The 15,742-nt window shown below is 67.6% G+C and carries 15 protein-coding genes; 9 read left to right on the forward strand and 6 right to left on the reverse strand.

Annotated features, from left to right (window positions below):
- The 3 genes from AC1DXI_RS13305 to AC1DXI_RS13315 form a co-directional block, all read left to right on the forward strand.
- The coding region (locus AC1DXI_RS13305) for an enolase C-terminal domain-like protein (RefSeq protein ID WP_476939033.1) at window positions 1-291 on the forward strand (291 nt) is incomplete at its 5' end.
- Window positions 281-2,554 (forward strand): gluconokinase, GntK/IdnK-type, encoded by a 2,274-nt coding sequence (locus AC1DXI_RS13310; protein WP_476939034.1) that lies wholly within the window; start codon window positions 281-283, stop codon window positions 2,552-2,554. The genes AC1DXI_RS13305 and AC1DXI_RS13310, both read left to right, overlap by 11 nt.
- A 146-nt stretch (window positions 2,555-2,700) precedes the next feature.
- The gene (locus AC1DXI_RS13315) at window positions 2,701-3,948 is read left to right on the forward strand and encodes an FAD-dependent oxidoreductase (RefSeq protein WP_476939035.1); all 1,248 of its coding nucleotides are present in this window, start codon (window positions 2,701-2,703) and stop codon (window positions 3,946-3,948) included.
- 92 nt (window positions 3,949-4,040) lie between these two features.
- Here the strand turns inward: AC1DXI_RS13315 and AC1DXI_RS13320 are convergent, their stop codons facing one another.
- The 5 genes from AC1DXI_RS13320 to acsA are packed head-to-tail and all read right to left on the reverse strand — an operon-like array spanning window position 4,041 to window position 9,590.
- Window positions 4,041-4,283 carry an acyl carrier protein gene (locus AC1DXI_RS13320; protein ID WP_476939036.1) on the reverse strand — a complete coding sequence of 81 codons (243 nt, stop codon included), beginning with the start codon at window positions 4,281-4,283 and terminating at the stop codon, window positions 4,041-4,043.
- A 28-nt stretch (window positions 4,284-4,311) separates the two neighbouring features.
- On the reverse strand, window positions 4,312-5,694 hold the full coding sequence (locus tag AC1DXI_RS13325) for a dihydrolipoamide acetyltransferase family protein (RefSeq protein ID WP_476939037.1): 1,383 nt from the start codon (window positions 5,692-5,694) through the stop codon (window positions 4,312-4,314).
- The gene (locus AC1DXI_RS13330; protein ID WP_476939038.1) at window positions 5,687-6,667 is read right to left on the reverse strand and encodes an alpha-ketoacid dehydrogenase subunit beta; all 981 of its coding nucleotides are present in this window, start codon (window positions 6,665-6,667) and stop codon (window positions 5,687-5,689) included. The genes AC1DXI_RS13325 and AC1DXI_RS13330 overlap by 8 nt, the downstream gene beginning before the upstream one ends.
- Window positions 6,664-7,683, reverse strand: a complete 1,020-nt coding sequence (gene pdhA, locus AC1DXI_RS13335) for a pyruvate dehydrogenase (acetyl-transferring) E1 component subunit alpha (protein WP_476939039.1) — start codon at window positions 7,681-7,683, stop codon at window positions 6,664-6,666. The genes AC1DXI_RS13330 and pdhA overlap by 4 nt, the downstream gene beginning before the upstream one ends.
- The gene (acsA, locus tag AC1DXI_RS13340) at window positions 7,680-9,590 is read right to left on the reverse strand and encodes an acetate--CoA ligase (protein WP_476939040.1); all 1,911 of its coding nucleotides are present in this window, start codon (window positions 9,588-9,590) and stop codon (window positions 7,680-7,682) included. Before acsA ends, pdhA begins: the two co-directional genes overlap by 4 nt.
- A gap of 111 nt (window positions 9,591-9,701) precedes the next feature.
- Between acsA and pyrE the strand changes: the two genes are divergently transcribed.
- The 4 genes from pyrE to AC1DXI_RS13360 all read left to right on the forward strand — a co-directional run bounded on the left by pyrE (window position 9,702) and on the right by AC1DXI_RS13360 (window position 12,976).
- Window positions 9,702-10,286, forward strand: a complete 585-nt coding sequence (gene pyrE / locus AC1DXI_RS13345; RefSeq protein ID WP_277528120.1) for an orotate phosphoribosyltransferase — start codon at window positions 9,702-9,704, stop codon at window positions 10,284-10,286.
- Between the two features lie 106 nt (window positions 10,287-10,392).
- Window positions 10,393-11,166, forward strand: a complete 774-nt coding sequence (locus AC1DXI_RS13350; protein WP_476939041.1) for a GAF and ANTAR domain-containing protein — start codon at window positions 10,393-10,395, stop codon at window positions 11,164-11,166.
- Between the two features lie 95 nt (window positions 11,167-11,261).
- Window positions 11,262-11,807, forward strand: a complete 546-nt coding sequence (locus AC1DXI_RS13355; RefSeq protein ID WP_018776142.1) for a hypothetical protein — start codon at window positions 11,262-11,264, stop codon at window positions 11,805-11,807.
- 140 nt (window positions 11,808-11,947) lie between these two features.
- A complete protein-coding gene (locus tag AC1DXI_RS13360; protein ID WP_476939185.1) occupies window positions 11,948-12,976 on the forward strand; it encodes a thioesterase domain-containing protein in 1,029 nt (342 codons plus the stop codon).
- A gap of 23 nt (window positions 12,977-12,999) precedes the next feature.
- Here AC1DXI_RS13360 and AC1DXI_RS13365 read toward each other — a convergent pair whose 3' ends face one another.
- The gene (locus AC1DXI_RS13365) at window positions 13,000-13,854 is read right to left on the reverse strand and encodes an HAD-IIA family hydrolase (protein WP_018776140.1); all 855 of its coding nucleotides are present in this window, start codon (window positions 13,852-13,854) and stop codon (window positions 13,000-13,002) included.
- 53 nt (window positions 13,855-13,907) lie between these two features.
- Here AC1DXI_RS13365 and AC1DXI_RS13370 point away from each other — a divergent pair, with 53 nt between their 5' ends.
- The gene (locus AC1DXI_RS13370) at window positions 13,908-14,579 is read left to right on the forward strand and encodes a TrmH family RNA methyltransferase (protein ID WP_476939042.1); all 672 of its coding nucleotides are present in this window, start codon (window positions 13,908-13,910) and stop codon (window positions 14,577-14,579) included.
- Window positions 14,580-14,711: 132 nt separating this feature from the next.
- Window positions 14,712-15,644: a hypothetical protein gene (locus AC1DXI_RS13375; RefSeq protein WP_476939043.1), complete on the forward strand. Its 933-nt coding sequence runs from the start codon at window positions 14,712-14,714 to the stop codon at window positions 15,642-15,644.
- Window positions 15,645-15,742 lie beyond the last annotated feature (98 nt).

Consider the following 15,742-nt stretch of genomic DNA (forward strand, 5'->3'; position numbering starts at 1 on the left):
ATCAAGTCCGGCTTCCACGGCCCCACCGACATCTCGCCGGTCGGGTTCGCCGCGCAGCTGCACGTGGGCCTGGCGATCCACAACTACGGCATCCAGGAATACATGCAGCACTCGGATGCGACCAACGAGGTCTTCGAACAATCCATGACGTTCGTGGACGGCTACCTGCACCCGGGCGACAAACCCGGCATCGGCGTCGAATTCAACGAAGAAGCCGCCGCCGCGTTCCCCTACCAGCAGGCCTACCTGCCCTACAACCGCCTCGTCGACGGCACCGTCCATGACTGGTGATCCGAAGCCCGCCGGTCCCGCCCACATCGTGGTGATGGGCGTGACCAGCTGCGGCAAAAGCACCGTGGGCGCGGCCATCGCCGACCGTCTCGGCGCGGAATTCGTCGACGGCGACTCGCTGCACCCGCAGTCGAACATCGACAAGATGGCCTCGGGTACCCCGCTGGACGACGACGACCGGGCACCCTGGCTGGCCGAGATCGGCAGGCGCTTCGCGGCGTCGGACTCTGGCCTGGTCATCGCGTGCAGCGCGCTCAAGCGGTCCTACCGCGACATCATCCGCAGCGGGGACTCCTCCGTGGTGTTCGTGCACCTGCACGGGACCCGGGAACTGCTCAGCAGCCGCATGGCCGCGCGTCCGGGGCACTTCATGCCGCTCTCGCTGCTGGATTCGCAGCTGGAAACCCTGGAAGAACTCCAAACCGACGAAGCGAGTGTTGTAGTGGATATCGCCACGTCAGTGAACCAGATCGTTGACGACACTGTCGCGGCCCTTGACGGGCTGCAGGACGGGGCCGCCCGGTTCCTGGTGGACCTGAAGGCCGCGCCGTTCAACCTCGACGATGCCGCGATTGCGTGGGTGGAGTCCACCATCGGCTCCATGTCGGACGAGGAAAAGATCGGGCAGCTGTTCATCAACCACAACAACGACTACTCCCCGGAATACCTCGACGGTGTCCTGGAGCAGTATCACGTGGGCGGCATGCGGTACCGGCCGGGGCCGTCGGCCGAGGTGCAGGAACACATCCGCTACGCGCAGTCCAAGACACGGGTGCCGCTGCTGATTGCGTCGAACCCCGAAATGGGCGGCGCCGGCAGTTGCGACGACGGGACGTTCGTCTCGACCCACCTGCAGGCCGGCTCGCACCCGGACAAGGGCATCGCCCGCCAGATGGGGCGCGTTGCCGGCGTGGAGACAGCCGCGCTGGGCTGCAACTGGGCCTTCGCGCCGATCGTGGACATCCACTACAACTGGCGCAACACCGTCATCTCCACCCGGGCCTTCGGCAACACCCCGGAAATCGTGGTGGAACGGGCCAAGGAGTACTTCGACGGCATCAGCGAATCGCCCACCGTGTGCGCCATGAAGCACTTCCCCGGTGACGGCCTGGACGAGCGCGACCAGCACGTGGTCACGTCCTACAACACGTTCGGCTACGAGCAGTGGAACGAGACCTACGGGCACGTGTACCGGGAGATGATCGGGCACGGCGTGCAGTCCATCATGGTCGGGCACATCGGTGCGCCGGACCTGTCACGGCATTTCCGTCCGGGACTCGCGGCCGAGGACATCCTGCCCGCGACTCTGGCGCCGGAACTCCTCCAGGACCTGTTGCGCGGCGAGCTCGGCTTCAACGGGTTGATCCTCACCGATGCCTCCCAGATGATCGGCCTCACCCAGGCCATGAAGCGCAGCGAGCTGGTCCCGGCCACCATTGCGGCCGGGTGCGACATGTTCCTGTTCTTCCGGAACCCGGCCGAGGACTTCGGGTACATGCTGGACGGCTACAAGTCCGGTGTCATCACCGAGGCGCGGCTGCATGATGCCCTGCGCCGGATCCTGGCCCTCAAGGCTTCGCTCGGACTGCACCTGAAGTCCCGGGAGGCGCTGGTTCCGCCGGCGGAGGCTCTGGCACGGATCGGCAGCGAGGCGCATTTGGCCATCGCCGCCGAGGTTGCGGACAAGACCGTCACCCTGGTGAAGGACACTGCCCAGAACCTGCCCATCACCCCGCAGACGCACAAGCGGATCCGGCTGTACGGCATTTCCGGCGGCGCGGACTTCACCATGGCGGATCCTCTGGCCTACCTCGATGTGGTGGCCGGGGAACTGGAGCGGGCCGGTTTTGAGGTGCACCTCTTCAAGACGGCGGCGCAGCGCAAGGCGGCAGGGGAGGAAGGCGTGAACTTCATGTCCGTCATCTCCGAGGAAGCCACCGGGGACTACGCCGACAAGTATGACGCCGCGTTCGTGTTTGCCAATGTGAAGGGCTTCGCGCAGGAGGCAGCGATCCGGATCAAGTGGTCCACGCCGATGGCCGCCGAGATCCCCTGGTACACCACCGAGGTCCCCACGGTGTTCGTCTCGCTCAACCAGCCGAACCACCTCATTGACGTGCCGATGGTCAAGACCGCCATCCACGCCCACGCGGGCACGCCGGCAGCCATCCGGGCCGCCATCGAGAAGATCCAGGGCAAGTCGGAGTTCCAGGGCACGTTCAACGAGAACGTCTTCTGCGACTCCTTCGACACCCGGCTCTAAACCACGCTGCGTTCCTGACCTGACGCGGCGCAAATTACCCTGCGCTAGGAGGATTCCCGTAGCGCAGGGTATTTTGCGCCGCGAACGCCCGAAACCGGCGCGAAAACCCCCTCCCGCGGCACCCCGCGCAGGCGTAGCGTGGGGCCATGGAGAAGACCGGATGCGCGGTGGTGGGCGGTGGACCTGCAGGGATGATGCTGGGCTTGCTCCTGGCACGGGCCGGGGTGCGGGTGACGGTGTTGGAGAAGCACGCCGATTTTCTGCGCGACTTCCGCGGCGACACCGTGCACCCGTCCACCATCCGGCTCATTGACGAACTCGGACTCGGCCAGGAGTTCCGCCGGCTGCCGCAGAGCCGCCTGAAGAATGTCGTTTTCCCGGTCCCGGGCGGGGCAGCCGTGACCATGGGCGACTTTGACGCCCTGCCGCCGCCGTACAACTACATCGCCATGATGCCGCAATGGGATTTCCTGAGCTTCCTCGCCGACGCCGCGGCCCAGGAGCCGGGGTTCACGCTGCTCATGAGCCACACCGCCACGGGCCTGGTCCGCAACGGAGGCCGTGTCCGCGGAGTCCGCTTCCGGACCGCCGACGGCACGCAGGACGAACTCCTGGCGGACCTTGTGGTCGCCACGGACGGCCGCCATTCCGTGCTGCGCACCGCGGCCGGGCTGGCGCCAAAGGAGTTCCCGGTGCCCTTCGACACATGGTGGTTCAGGCTGCCCCGTTATCCCTCCGAAACGGGTGAGGTGGCCGGGCTCGTGCCGGCGTTCGGCCCCGGCGAGGCGCTGCTGGCCCTGTTCCGCAACGACTACTACCAAATGGGCTACCTCGCCGCCAAGGGCGCCGACGCCCGGATCCGCGCAGAAGGCGTCGAGGGCTTCCGACGGCGGGTCGCGGCACTCCGCCCGGACCTTGCGGACCGGGTTGACGCCATCGCGTCCCTCGATGACCTCCACTGGCTGGACGTGCGCCTGAATCGGCTGCACTCGTGGCACATCAACGGGCTGCTGTTCATCGGGGACGCCGCGCACGCGATGTCCCCGGCCGGCGGCGTCGGAATCAACCTCGCCATCCAGGACGCGGCCGCTGCCGCCGAGTACCTTGCCCCCGCACTGCTCCGGGGCCGGGTGACCACGGCAGACCTGGAGAAAGTCGAACGACGGCGCCGGCTGCCCACCGTGATTGTGCAGACCGTTCAACGGCTCATGCAGCGTGCAGTCTTCGGCCCGATCATGACTGGGAAGCGGTCAAAGGCTCCGGCCGCGGCATTGTTTTTTGCCCGGCATGTTCCGGCGTTCCGGAAGATCATTCCCCGCTTCATCGCCTTTGGTCCGCGCCCCGAGCACGCACCGGCCTTCGCGCGGCGCGCCGAACCCCAGCCGCAGCCCTAGCCCTGCTTTCCCCGCCGGCCGGCGCCCMGTCGATTGCTCCGTAAGCGCCCTTTAGAGCCTCCAAAAGGGCGCTTACGGAGCAATCGATGCGATTAGCCGTGCTTCGTGAGGTAGCCGATCAGGCCCTTGATGGTGGCCACCGCGGGGTAGTCGCGTTCCGGAATGTCCACGCCGGTGGCCGTGTCGATCGTTTCCACGAGCCGCAGGAAGTCAAGCGAATCGAGTTCCAGGTCCTGACGCAGCCGGGCGTCCTCGTCGACGTCGTCGAGTTCGACGTCGGGGGCCACCGCGCCGATCGCGGCGTGCACCGCCGCCCGGGCGTCCTGTTCGTTCATGGTTCCTCCGGTTTCCTGGCTTTGGGTGTCACAGGTGCTCAGGTTCCTGTAACAGCTCGTTGATCCGGGCGAGGTAGCGGGCACCGCGCAGGCCGTCGCTGACCCGGTGGTCCGCGGAGAGCGTGGCGATGGCGGCATGCCGGACCCCGAGGAGCCCGTCCAGGGCCCAGGGCTGTTCCATCACCCGGCCGAAGCCCACCATGGCCACCTGGGGCGGGTAGATTACGCCGTAGACACTGTCCACGCCGAGATCTCCGAGGTTGGTCACGGTCAGCGTCGGGTCGGCCATCTCGGCGCGCTGCAGTCGCCCCGCCCGGGCCCGGCTGACGAGATCCCGCAGCTGCTCCATCAGTACGTCCAGGGGCAGGGTCTCGGCGTCGTGGATCGCCGGGGCCACCAGGCCGCCCCGGCGCAGGGCTACCGCGACGCCCAGGTGCACCGCCGCGCTGGGCCGGAACCCGCCGTCGTCATAGAAGCCGTTGACCTCGGGCACATCCCTTGCCGCGAGCGCCGCGGCCTTGAGCAGGAGCGCCGATGGGACCAGCCGGGCGGCCACGGGCCGGTGCGCGTTGACGGACTGCATCCATGCGACGGCGGCCCGCAGGTCCAGCGTGGTGCTGAGGTAGTAGTGCGGGATGGTCTGCTTTGAGCGCGTCATCAGGGCGCCGATGGCACGGCGCAGGCTGGCCACCCGCTCGCGGGCCTCCTCTGCCGCCGCCCTCCCCTTAGCCGGCGCTTCCGGTGCGGATGCGACCGGACCGGGCTCCGGGGGACCGGCTTCCGGGGGACCCGGCGTTGGAACTTTGGCTGCAGCGCCCTGCACGTCGGCCACTGTCACGGCACCGTCCGGACCGGTGCCGGTCACGGTGGAAAGCCCGATCCCGAGCTCCGCCGCGAGCCGCCGGGCCCGCGGTGAGGAACGCACCCTGCTTGTGCCACCGGCCCGGGCCGCCATTGCGTGTTCCACGTCCGCCCGGGTGATGGCGCCGTCTTTGCCGGTGCCCTGGATCTTGCCGGTGTCCACGCCCAGCCGGTGCGCCAGGTGCCGCACCGGTGGCGCGATCGGGGGGCCCAGTGCCGGGCCGGGCGCTTCCGGATGTTGCGGTTTGACCGCGTGGGCCTTCGTGGGCACCCGCGGTGTGGGCGCCTCGTGCGCCGGAGACCCGACCTCCGCAGGGGTCTGGGTGATCCGTGCCAGCGGGGTTCCCACCGGAACGGTTTCACCGATGCCCACCAAAAGGTCTGCCACGACGCCCTCCTGGAAGGACTCCACGTCCATGACGGTCTTGTCCGTGTCCACGACCGCCACGAGGTCGCCGCGGCGCACGTAATCGCCGGGCTTGACGAGCCATTCGACCAGCTTGCCGTGCTGCATGTCCGCCCCGAGCGAGGGCATGAGGAAGTCACCCACCGGCGTCCACCGCCGTCTTGGCCGCGGCCACGACCCTTGCCGCGGAAGGCAGCGCAGCCAGCTCGAGGTGCTTGGCATAGGGGATTGGCACCTCGGCGCTGCAGACCCGGCCCACCGGCGCATCGAGGTCGAAAAACGCCTGCTCGGTGATCCGTGCGCTTACCTCGGCCGACAGGCTGCCGCTGCGCCAGCCTTCATCGACCACGACGGCCCGGTGCGTCCGGGCCACGGAAGCCAGGATGGCGGCGTCATCGAGCGGCCGGAGCGTGCGCAGGTCCAGTACCTCGGCGTCGATCCCCTCCGCCGCGAGCTGCTCTGCGGCGTCGAGCACGACGGGAAGGGTCCCGCCGTAAGTGATCAGCGAGATGTCGTTGCCGGGGCGCCGGATGGCGGCCGTGACGATGTCCACCGGGCCGGCGTCGTTGGCCAGTTCGCCGGGGACGTTGTACAGCGAGCCGTGCTCGAAGATCAGCACGGGATCCGGGTCCTGGAGGGCCGTCCACAGCATGCCGCGGGCGTCTTCGAGGGTAGCCGGGGCGAGGATCCGCAGGCCCGGGATATGCGCATACCAGCCCTCGAGGCTGTGCGAGTGCTGGGCGCCGAGCTGGCGGCCCGCCCCCGTGGTCATCCGGATCACGAGCGGTACGTGGAACTGCCCGCCGGACATGTGCAGCAAGGTGGCGGCGTTGTTCACTATCTGGTCCAGGGCCAGGAGGCTGAAATTGACGGTCATGATTTCCACGATCGGGCGCATGCCGCCAAGCGCGGCCCCGATCCCGGCGCCGACAAATCCCGATTCCGACAGCGGGGTATCGCGGATCCGGCCCGGGCCGAACTCCTCCAGCAGGCCCAGGCTGACCGCGAACGAGCCTCCGTAGGCGCCTACGTCCTCGCCCATCAGGAACACGCGTTCGTCGCGGATCAAAGCGTCGCGGATGCCCGCCCGGAGCGCTTCACGGTAGCTGGATTTCATGGCGTGCCCGTGCCGTCTCCGGTCCCGCGCTCGCTATAGACAAAGCGGGTCAGTTCCTCCACCGGTTCCGGGGTGCCGGCCTCGGCGAACTCGACGGCGGCCGCGATCTCCGCCTGCGCGTCCGCCTGCAGCTGCTCCCACTCGGCGGGTGAGAGGTGGCCCGCGGACTCCAGCGCGGTCCGCAGCAGCGTGATCGGGTCCCGTTCCATCCACCGCGCCACCTCATCCTTCGTCCGGTAGCGTTCGGGATCGAACATCGAGTGGGCCCGGAAACGGTATGTCCGCAGCTCCAGGAAGTGCGGTCCGCCGCCGGAGCGGACGGCGTCCACCGCGCGGCGTGCACCCTCCTCGACGGCCAGGACGTCCATGCCGTCCACGGCCCACGCGGCGATCTCGTACCCGGCAGCCTTGAGGGCGATGTCCGTCTGCGATTCGGAACGGGCCAGCGCAGTACCCATGGCATAGAGGTTGTTCTCGCAGCAGAACAGCACGGGCAGCTGCCACAGGGCCGCCAGATTCAGGCTCTCGTGGAATGCGCCTTCGGCCACCGCGCCTTCGCCGAAGAAGCACACCGTGACATTGGAGCGCCCCGCCATCTTGTCGGCCAGTGCCAGGCCGACGGCGAGCGGCAGGCCCCCGGCGACGATCGCGTTGCCGCCGAAGAAGCGGGTGGCGGCATCGAACAGGTGCATCGACCCGCCCCGGCCGCGGCAGCACCCTTCAACGTAGCCGTACATTTCGGCGAGGATCGCCCCAGCCGATACGCCGCGCAACAGCGCATGCCCATGCTCCCGGTACGTCGCGACCACGGCGTCCTCCGGTCCCAACGACGCCAGTACGCCGGCGGCAACGGCCTCCTCGCCAATGTAGACGTGCAGGAAGCCGCGGATCTTGGCCGCACTGTACAGCTCGACGCATTTCTCTTCGAGCTGGCGGACGCGCACCATCTGCAGCAGCAGGTGCCGGCCGTGGGCCGCGTCCACAGTGCCTCCGCGCGCGCCTGCCGGGCCGGTCATTTCGGCGCCTGCTCTGTGCTGGCCCGGCCTGTACTGGCCCGTTCTGGGCTGGCCTGCCCTGTGCTGGTCTGTTCGATGTGGGGCGGGCTTGGGTTTGGTGGGGCCGGGGGCGTCTCGATGGTGGAGGTGTCACCCTCGGGCAGGCCGAGCTCGCGGGCCTTGAGCAGGCGCCGGAGGATCTTTCCGCTGCGGGTCTTGGGCAGCGCGGTCGTGAAGTCGAGCAGCCGCGGCGCGACGGCGGGGCCCAGCCGCTTGCGGGCGAAGCCGATGATCTCCAGCGCCAGTTCCCCGGACGGTTCCCAACCGGTGCGGAGCTCGACGAAGGCCTTGACCACCTCGCCGGCCACCGGGTCCGGAACCCCGATCACGCCGGCCTCGGCCACGGCCGGGTGCTCCATGAGGGAACTCTCCACTTCGAACGGCCCGATCAGGTGCCCCGAGGACTTGATGACGTCGTCGCCCCGGCCGACAAACCAGTAATAGCCGTCGGCGTCGCGTTTGGCGAGGTCACCGGTCAGGTACCAGCCGCCCGCGAAGCAGCGGCGGTAGCGCTCCTCCTCGTGCAGATAGCCGCGGAACATGGAGGGCCAGCCGGGCCGGAGAGCCAGTTCACCCATCGTGTCCGGCGCCGTGACCAGCACCGCTTCGCCGTCGCGGATGACCGGCGTGCCGTCCGCCTCCCGGGCCACGAGGGCCGCCTCGACGCCGGGGAGCGGCCGGCCCATGGAACCGGGCCGGATCTCGGTGGCGGCGTAGTTCGAAATCATGATGCCGCCGGTTTCGGTCTGCCACCAGTTGTCGTGCACCGGCTGGCCGAAAGCCTCTTGCCCCCACACCACCACCTCCGGGTTGAGCGGCTCGCCGACGCTGGCGACGAAGCGCAGGGCGGACAGGTCGTGGCCTGCGGCGCGGTCGGCCCCGGCCTTCATGAGCATGCGCAAGGCCGTCGGTGCCGTGTACCAGACGGTGACCCGCTGTTCGTCGAGGATCCGGTACCACCGGTCGGCGTCCATTTCCTCCTCGTCCACGATGGCCGTCACGCCGTGGCTCAGGGGTGCGATCACGCCGTACGAGGTGCCCGTGACCCAGCCCGGGTCGGCCGTGCACCAGTAGACGTCTCCGGGGTGCAGGTCCAGGGCGAAGGTGCCGGTCGCGTGGTGGGCGGTCACGACGTCGTGCACGTGTACCGCGCCCTTGGGAGTGCCGGTGGTGCCGGACGTGAAGTGCAGCAGGGCCATGTCCTCCGGCTGGGTGGCCGCGATCTCCCCGTCCGGCGGGGCTTGGCGCATGAGGGCGGCCAGGTCCAGAGTTCCGGGCTCGGGATCGCCGTCGGCGTCGATGAGCAGGACGTGGCGCAACTCCGGGAGCTGCCCGCGCAGCTGGGCGATCTTCTTGCGGTACAGCGCCCGCGTGGTGACCAGCGCCCGGCCGGAGCCCAGCATGAGGCGCTGCCGCACCGGCTCGGGACCGAACGCGGAGAACAGCGGGCAGAACACGCTCGCGTTCTTGAACGTGCCAAGCACCGCGACGTACAGGGCGGGGCCGCGGCCGGTGAGGGAGAAGACGCGTTCCCCGCGGCCGACGCCGAGACTGCGCAGGACCCCGGCGAAGCGGTTGGTCTGTTCGGCGAGTTCGGCGTAGCCCAGGGAATGGGTGCTGCCATCGGCCCGGACAAACCGCAACGCCTCGCGGCCGGCGCCGCTGCCGGCCGCGTGCCGGTCCACCGCCTCGTAGGCGATGTTCAGTCCACGGCCTCCGGGGAGTCCGGACAGGGCCCGCCGGCCCTCATCCCAGGTGAAGGCCGCGCACGTCGCGTCATAGTCCACCAGGTTCGGCCGCACCCGGAATCTGCCGATGTCCTTGTTGATCGCAGGCCAGCGGATGGAGGGTTCGGTTCCTGCCGTCATGGTTCCATCGGACTCCCGTCTGCCGGCGCCGCCCAGAGCAAAAGGTCCCGGGACCGACATACACGGATCCGGCTGGGAATCCGCGGCGGACCAGCCACTAAACTGGGAGCCATGACTGCCACCCGTGACTTCGCAGCCGACGCTGCCGCTGCCCGTGCCCGACTCCTGGAACTGATCAAGGAACTGGCCGTAGTCCGCGGCAAGGTCATCCTCTCCAGCGGCGCCGAGGCCGACTACTACATCGACCTGCGCCGCATCACCCTGCACCACGAGGCGTCCAAACTCGTCGGACAGGTCATGCTCTCCCTGATGGAGGACGCCGGGATCGATTTCGAGTGCGCCGGGGGACTCACCATGGGGGCGGACCCGGTGGGCACCGCCGTCATGCATGCCGCCGTCGACGCCGGCCGCCCGGTGGACGCTTTCGTGGTCCGCAAGGCGCAGAAGTCCTACGGCATGGGCCGCCAGGTGGAAGGCCCCTCGGTCGAGGGCCGCAAGGTCCTGGTCCTGGAGGACACGTCAACCACCGGCGGGTCCGCGTTGACCGCCGTCGAAGGCGTCCGCAAGGCCGGCGGCAACGTGGTGGCCGTCGCCGTGATCGTGGACCGCGACACCGGGGCCAAGGAAAAGATCGAGGCCGAAGCCGGTGTTCCGTATCTCTTCGCCTTCGGCAAGGACGAACTGGGCCTGAACTAGGCGTTTCACCGGCGGCGGAAACGTGTGGACGGCGCTAAGGGGGTGACCTATTATTTTTTCAATACCCCCATCGGTACCCTCGTACCCGTAGTTGGAGAAACGCGCTATGCTCCCGCCCCAGGAATACCCGAGTTCGGCATCCATCAACACCGTCGATCAGGTCCAGAACCTCATCCTCGACAGCACGGACTTCGAGGAGTTCCTCAACGAGCTTGCAAGGTTCTCGGCGCACCAGGTGGCCGGCAAAGGCGACGACGCGCTGTGCGGCATCACCCTGCTTCGCGATCGGAAGGCGGCCACCATCGGCTGGAGCAGCGACTCCGCCAAGGAAGTGGATGAGATCCAGTACCGGCTGGCCCAGGGGCCGTGCCTGACCGCCGCGCAGGAGGAGCGCGAGGTCTACGTCCCTGACCTTTTTGAGGAAGACCGGTGGGGTCCCGATTACGCCAACGCCGTGGCCTCGCACGGACTGCGTTCGGTCCTCTCCGTGCCATTCCACCTGCAGGGCGAAGCCCAAGCTGCGCTGAACCTGTACTCGGACGTGCCGCACAAATTCGACGGCGACGTTGCCGCGCGGGCCCGCGACTACACTCGCCAGATCTCCCAAGCGCTGCGCATGGCCGTGCGCTTCTCCCTGCACACGGACAGTGCCACGAACCTGCGCGCCACGCTCGAATCCCGGACCGTGATCGACATGGCGATCGGGATCGTCATGGCGCAGAACCGCTGCGACCAGGAAACCGCGGTCCGGATCCTCACCGATGCCTCCAGCAACGGCAACGTCAAACTCCGCGACATCGCCGCCTCACTGGTGCAATCCGTCGGCGGAACGGCTACCCGGACGCACTACGAAGAGCCGAACCGGCGACAGGCTGGCTGAACCGGCAGCGGCCTATGACTTGTGTGCGACCACAAGCGCGGATACGCTGAATGAGGTTGAGCCGTCGGCCATAGACATCCTTATTTGGAGTACCTATGGACCAAACACTGCAAGCCCACGTCAAACTCGATGTCGTCTCCGACGTCGTCCGGATTAGTGTCCGGGGGAGCCTCACGCAAGCCTCCCGCCCCGCCCTGATGCAAATTATCCAGCGCGTTCGCCGCATGGGGATCATCTCGCACATCCGCGTCGACCTCGGTCTGGCCGCATTTGTGGAATCATCGGCGCTGGCCGGCCTGCGCAACGACCTCAATGCGATCGACGGCGGGACGCCCGGCTCGGAGGTCGCCGGCATGCCGGCCCCGGGCGGCGTATCCCTGGAACTGACCGCGCACCGCGACGATTCCGCCGGATTGCCCACACTGGACATGGCCGGGGAGTTCATGGCCTCGATCGATCCCTCAGGCACCCGGAAGCTGACCCGGTTCTCCGACGACGAACTCTTCGCCGCGAGCGACTCGGTGTTCGGCCTTCTCGATGATCCCGCTGACATGGCCCGCTCGGAACTCCTGGCGACCTATGACGAGATCGGCATGGAAATCAGCCGACGCGAGGTTGGCCGCGAGCCCGAACCCGCGTAGCCGGCAACGGCGCCAACTGCGCTCCAGCTGCCTTCCAGCCGCGCTCCAACGGGGCTTCCAGGCTGACCCGAGGGACCGCTGTATGGTCCGGTTTCTCATCCCCGCCGAACCGTGGATACGGTAGAGATGTGCCGGCCGAGATGGATCCGAACCATCCGCGAGGCCCCGGTGCGTCCGAGGCCCGCATGCTCCGCCGCGCCGTCGAGCTTAAGCGGGTTTCCCGGCGATCGTTCCTGATCGGCGCCGGGTCCGCGTCGCTGCTGGCGGCGGACATGCTGTTCACACAGCGCGTGCAGGCCGAGCGGCGTGCCAGCCGGATCCTCGAAGTACCTGATGACGTTGCCGAACGGTATTACGCCCACGCCAGCTGGATCCTGTTCCCCGGCTACAAAACGAGCTGGGAAGAAGCCCTGTGGATCCTGAACGCCCTGCGCGGATCCCTGAACAAGAGGGGCCAGCTCGCCGCCGTCGGGTATTCCAACGAAGGCCTGGACATCGACGAGGTGGTCATCGCCATGATCGAGCACGTCCGGGCCCACAATCTCACCACCCTCTACTTCTACGGCCATAGCTTCGGCGGCATGGTGGCAACCCAGGTGGCGGCCCGGCTGCGCGAACTGCACGGCGTCGAAGTGGCGTTCATCCTCCTCGACTCCAGCCCGTCGAACCGGCACGACGTGCTGGACCAGAGCTGGTTCGAGGGCGTGGTGCTGCTCTACGAAAGCGGGTTCCGTTTCCCCACAGTGCTGCGCGGCGGCTACGAGCTCGGCGAGCGGATGCTGCACAAGAATGAGCGCAGTTGGGGCCAGGTGGTGGACCAGACCCTGGAGCAGCTGTCCCCGATCGCGCCATCCAGCGTGCTGATCCAGTCAGAATCCGCCTACATCTACCACTTTGAGGCCAGCCGTTTCATCGGGAAGCTGGGCGAAACGAAGATGGCGTTCATCGGCAACCCCCGGGACAAGACGGTGGATTACGAGACCGCCCGGGACACCTGGTCACTGTCCTTCAAAGCCAACATGGCCTCGGATGACCTGCGCACCGACGGGGCGAGGCCGGAGCACGCGAGCCCGGGCTGGAGCCCGTTCATCTACCGGCCCATCATCGAAAAACTCCAGGACGGCCTCTTCCCGCTGCCGGGAGGCGGCGGGAAGAAGACCGCGTTCTGAGGTATTGCGTGCTGGGGTGTTGCTCAGATCTGGTTTTTGAGGTCCGCCACGGAATTCAGGATCTGGTTCGGCCGGAACGGATACGCGGCGATGTCGTCCCGGTGCGTGATGCCGCTGAGCACCAGCACCGTGTGCAGGCCCGCCTCCATGCCGGCAATGATGTCGGTGTCCATGCGGTCGCCGATCATGGCCGTGGTTTCCGAGTGCGCGTCGATCTGGTTCATCGCCGACCGGAACATCATCGGGTTGGGCTTGCCCACAATGTACGGTTCCCGGCCCGTGGCCTTGGTGATGAGGGCCGCGATGGCCCCGGTGGCAGGCATGGGGCCGTCCTTCGAGGGCCCGGTGGCGTCCGGGTTGGTGGCGATGAAACGCGCGCCGGCGAGGATCAGGCGGATGGCCATGGTGATGGCTTCAAACGAATAGGTGCGGGTCTCGCCGAGCACCACGAAGTCGGGGTTCTGGTCGGTGAGGATGAAGCCGGCCTCGTGGAGCGCCGTCGTGAGTCCTGCTTCGCCGATCGTGTAGGCGCGGTTCCCCGATTCTGAGCCGCGGACCTGGTCCTTGAGGAACTGGGCCGTGGCCAGTGCCGAGGTCCAGATGTTCTCCTCCGGGATTTCCAGTCCGGAAGAACTCAGCCGGGCCGCGAGGTCCCGGGGCGTGAATATCGAGTTGTTGGTCAGCACGAGGAACCGCTTGGAGGTGTCCACCCAGCGCTGGATCAGCTCCGATGCGCCCGGGATGGGCTGGTTCTCGTGGACCAAAACGCCGTCCATGTCCGTGAGCCAGCACTCGATTTCCTGGCCGCTGCGGTACATCGAGGCGTATGAACGGCCTTCGTCTGAATCGGTACCCTGCTCTTCGCGCTGATCTGCCATGCTGTCCTCCGCCTAAGTGTGCCGCTTCCTGTCACCCAGTCTAATGTTGAGGCGTGACTGAACCCGAGATCCCCGCCCCTTCCCTTCCCGCAGCAGAGGAAGGGCCGGAACCGAAGGCGGAGGTCGGCGTCGGACCCTGGGATGGCGAAGTTCCCCAAGGCGAGCACTGGGACCCGGACCTGCTGGCGGACGGCGACCGGCGCAACGTGGTGGACAAATACCGCTACTGGAAGCACGAGGCGATCGTGGCCGACCTCGACTCCAAGCGGCACAACTTCCACATAGCGATCGAGAACTGGCAGCACGACCTCAACATCGGCACCGTGGTACGGACCGCCAACGCGTTCCTCGCCAAGGAAGTCCACATCATCGGACGACGCCGGTGGAACCGCCGCGGAGCCATGGTCACCGACCGCTACCAGCACGTCCGCCACCACCCCACCGTTGAGGACTTCGTGGCCTGGGCGCAGGGGGAGGGGCTGGCGATCATCGGGATCGACATCTTCCCGGACTCCGTGCCGCTGGAGACCTACGAACTGCCCAGGGACTGCGTCCTGGTCTTCGGCCAGGAAGGCCCGGGCCTGACCCCTGAAGTCCACGAAGCTGCGCTGGACACCTTGTCGATCGAACAGTTCGGCTCCACCCGCTCCATCAACGCAGCCTCCGCCGCCGCGATCGCGATGCACGCCTGGATCCGCCGCCACGTGTTCGGCCAACACGTCTAACTCCCGCCGAAATGGCACTTCGCGGCGGTGACGGCCCTCGGCATCGCCGCGAAGTGCAATCTCGTTGCCGCGACCGGAGGCCAGCCTGTGGATAACCGTCCGCGGCGGACTCCCATCGGGCAGAATCTGGGCATGCACAGGGCTCCGCTCCCCGAACACCTGACGGCCGGTTCGTTCTCACTGCGCATGTCCGACAAATCTGGCGTCAGCAGGACGCGCACGGAGGCCAAGGACCTTGCCACCGTTTCCCGGGGCATCCGTGTGCCTTTGGACTCCGGCGCCAAGGGTGCCGCGGCGTTGCGGGCGTACACGGAACTGGACGACTCTTCGGCACTGACCCACGTTTCCGCCGCCCGGGTCTGGGGCGCTGCCCTCAGCTGGCGGCTGGAGGATGACTGGCGTGTCCACCTTGGCCGTCGTTCTGGATTCAGCATGCCCCGCCGGGTCAATGTCGTGGGACACCTGATGACGCTCCTTCCCGGCGAGCTCGTGGAGTACGACGGCGTCAGGCTCACCTCGCCTGCCCGGACCTGGCTCGATCTGGCGTCCATGGCCGGCGTCGATGAACTGGTCGTGGCGGGCGACTCCCTGGTGTGCTTCCACGGTCCTGAGTTCCCGGCGCTGCGCGAACCACTGTGCACTGTGGCGGAGTTGCGCGCCATAGTTGCGGACCACCCCGGGGCAAGGGGAGTCCGTGCGGCGCGAGCGGCCCTAGAGCTCATCAGGGTCGGCGCCGACTCCCAGCCCGAAACCACGATGCGCTTGGCCTTGGTCCGTGCCGGACTGCCCGAACCGGAACTGAACCATGTGCTGTGGGGAGTGCACGGAGCCCCGGTGCTGTGGCCGGATGCGGCATACGTTCAGTGGCGTGTCTCTATCCAGTACGACGGAGCCGGCCACGCCAGCTCTGAGCAGTATCTGAGGGACATTCGCCGCGAATCATTGACACGCGAATATGGCTGGGTTGAGGTGCGGGTGTCCAAAGACGACCTTGTTGGCGACCGTCCCGCCGTCGTGCGCAAGGTTCGTGCCGCCCTCGAGAGTCGGGGCTGGCGCGCGAGGTGACATTTCACGGCAATGATTTCACGCGACACTGCCGTGAAATGCCAACTCGACGGAACCAGGGACCCCGGACAGGGCGGCCCGCGAGTGTTACAGGGCCC

The sequence above is a fragment of the Arthrobacter sp. P1_H7 genome (assembly GCF_056405215.1).

Coding starts and splice junctions, on each gene's coding strand:
- AC1DXI_RS13310 (WP_476939034.1), top strand. CDS start 281: ATGACTGGTGATCCGAAGCCCGCCGGTCCCGCCCACATCGTGGTGATG.
- AC1DXI_RS13315 (WP_476939035.1), top strand. CDS start 2,701: ATGGAGAAGACCGGATGCGCGGTGGTGGGCGGTGGACCTGCAGGGATG.
- AC1DXI_RS13320 (WP_476939036.1), bottom strand. CDS start 4,283: ATGAACGAACAGGACGCCCGGGCGGCGGTGCACGCCGCGATCGGCGCG.
- AC1DXI_RS13330 (WP_476939038.1), bottom strand. CDS start 6,667: ATGAAATCCAGCTACCGTGAAGCGCTCCGGGCGGGCATCCGCGACGCT.
- pdhA (WP_476939039.1), bottom strand. CDS start 7,683: ATGACCGGCCCGGCAGGCGCGCGCGGAGGCACTGTGGACGCGGCCCAC.
- acsA (WP_476939040.1), bottom strand. CDS start 9,590: ATGACGGCAGGAACCGAACCCTCCATCCGCTGGCCTGCGATCAACAAG.
- pyrE (WP_277528120.1), top strand. CDS start 9,702: ATGACTGCCACCCGTGACTTCGCAGCCGACGCTGCCGCTGCCCGTGCC.
- AC1DXI_RS13350 (WP_476939041.1), top strand. CDS start 10,393: ATGCTCCCGCCCCAGGAATACCCGAGTTCGGCATCCATCAACACCGTC.
- AC1DXI_RS13355 (WP_018776142.1), top strand. CDS start 11,262: ATGGACCAAACACTGCAAGCCCACGTCAAACTCGATGTCGTCTCCGAC.
- AC1DXI_RS13360 (WP_476939185.1), top strand. CDS start 11,948: ATGGATCCGAACCATCCGCGAGGCCCCGGTGCGTCCGAGGCCCGCATG.
- AC1DXI_RS13365 (WP_018776140.1), bottom strand. CDS start 13,854: ATGGCAGATCAGCGCGAAGAGCAGGGTACCGATTCAGACGAAGGCCGT.
- AC1DXI_RS13375 (WP_476939043.1), top strand. CDS start 14,712: ATGCACAGGGCTCCGCTCCCCGAACACCTGACGGCCGGTTCGTTCTCA.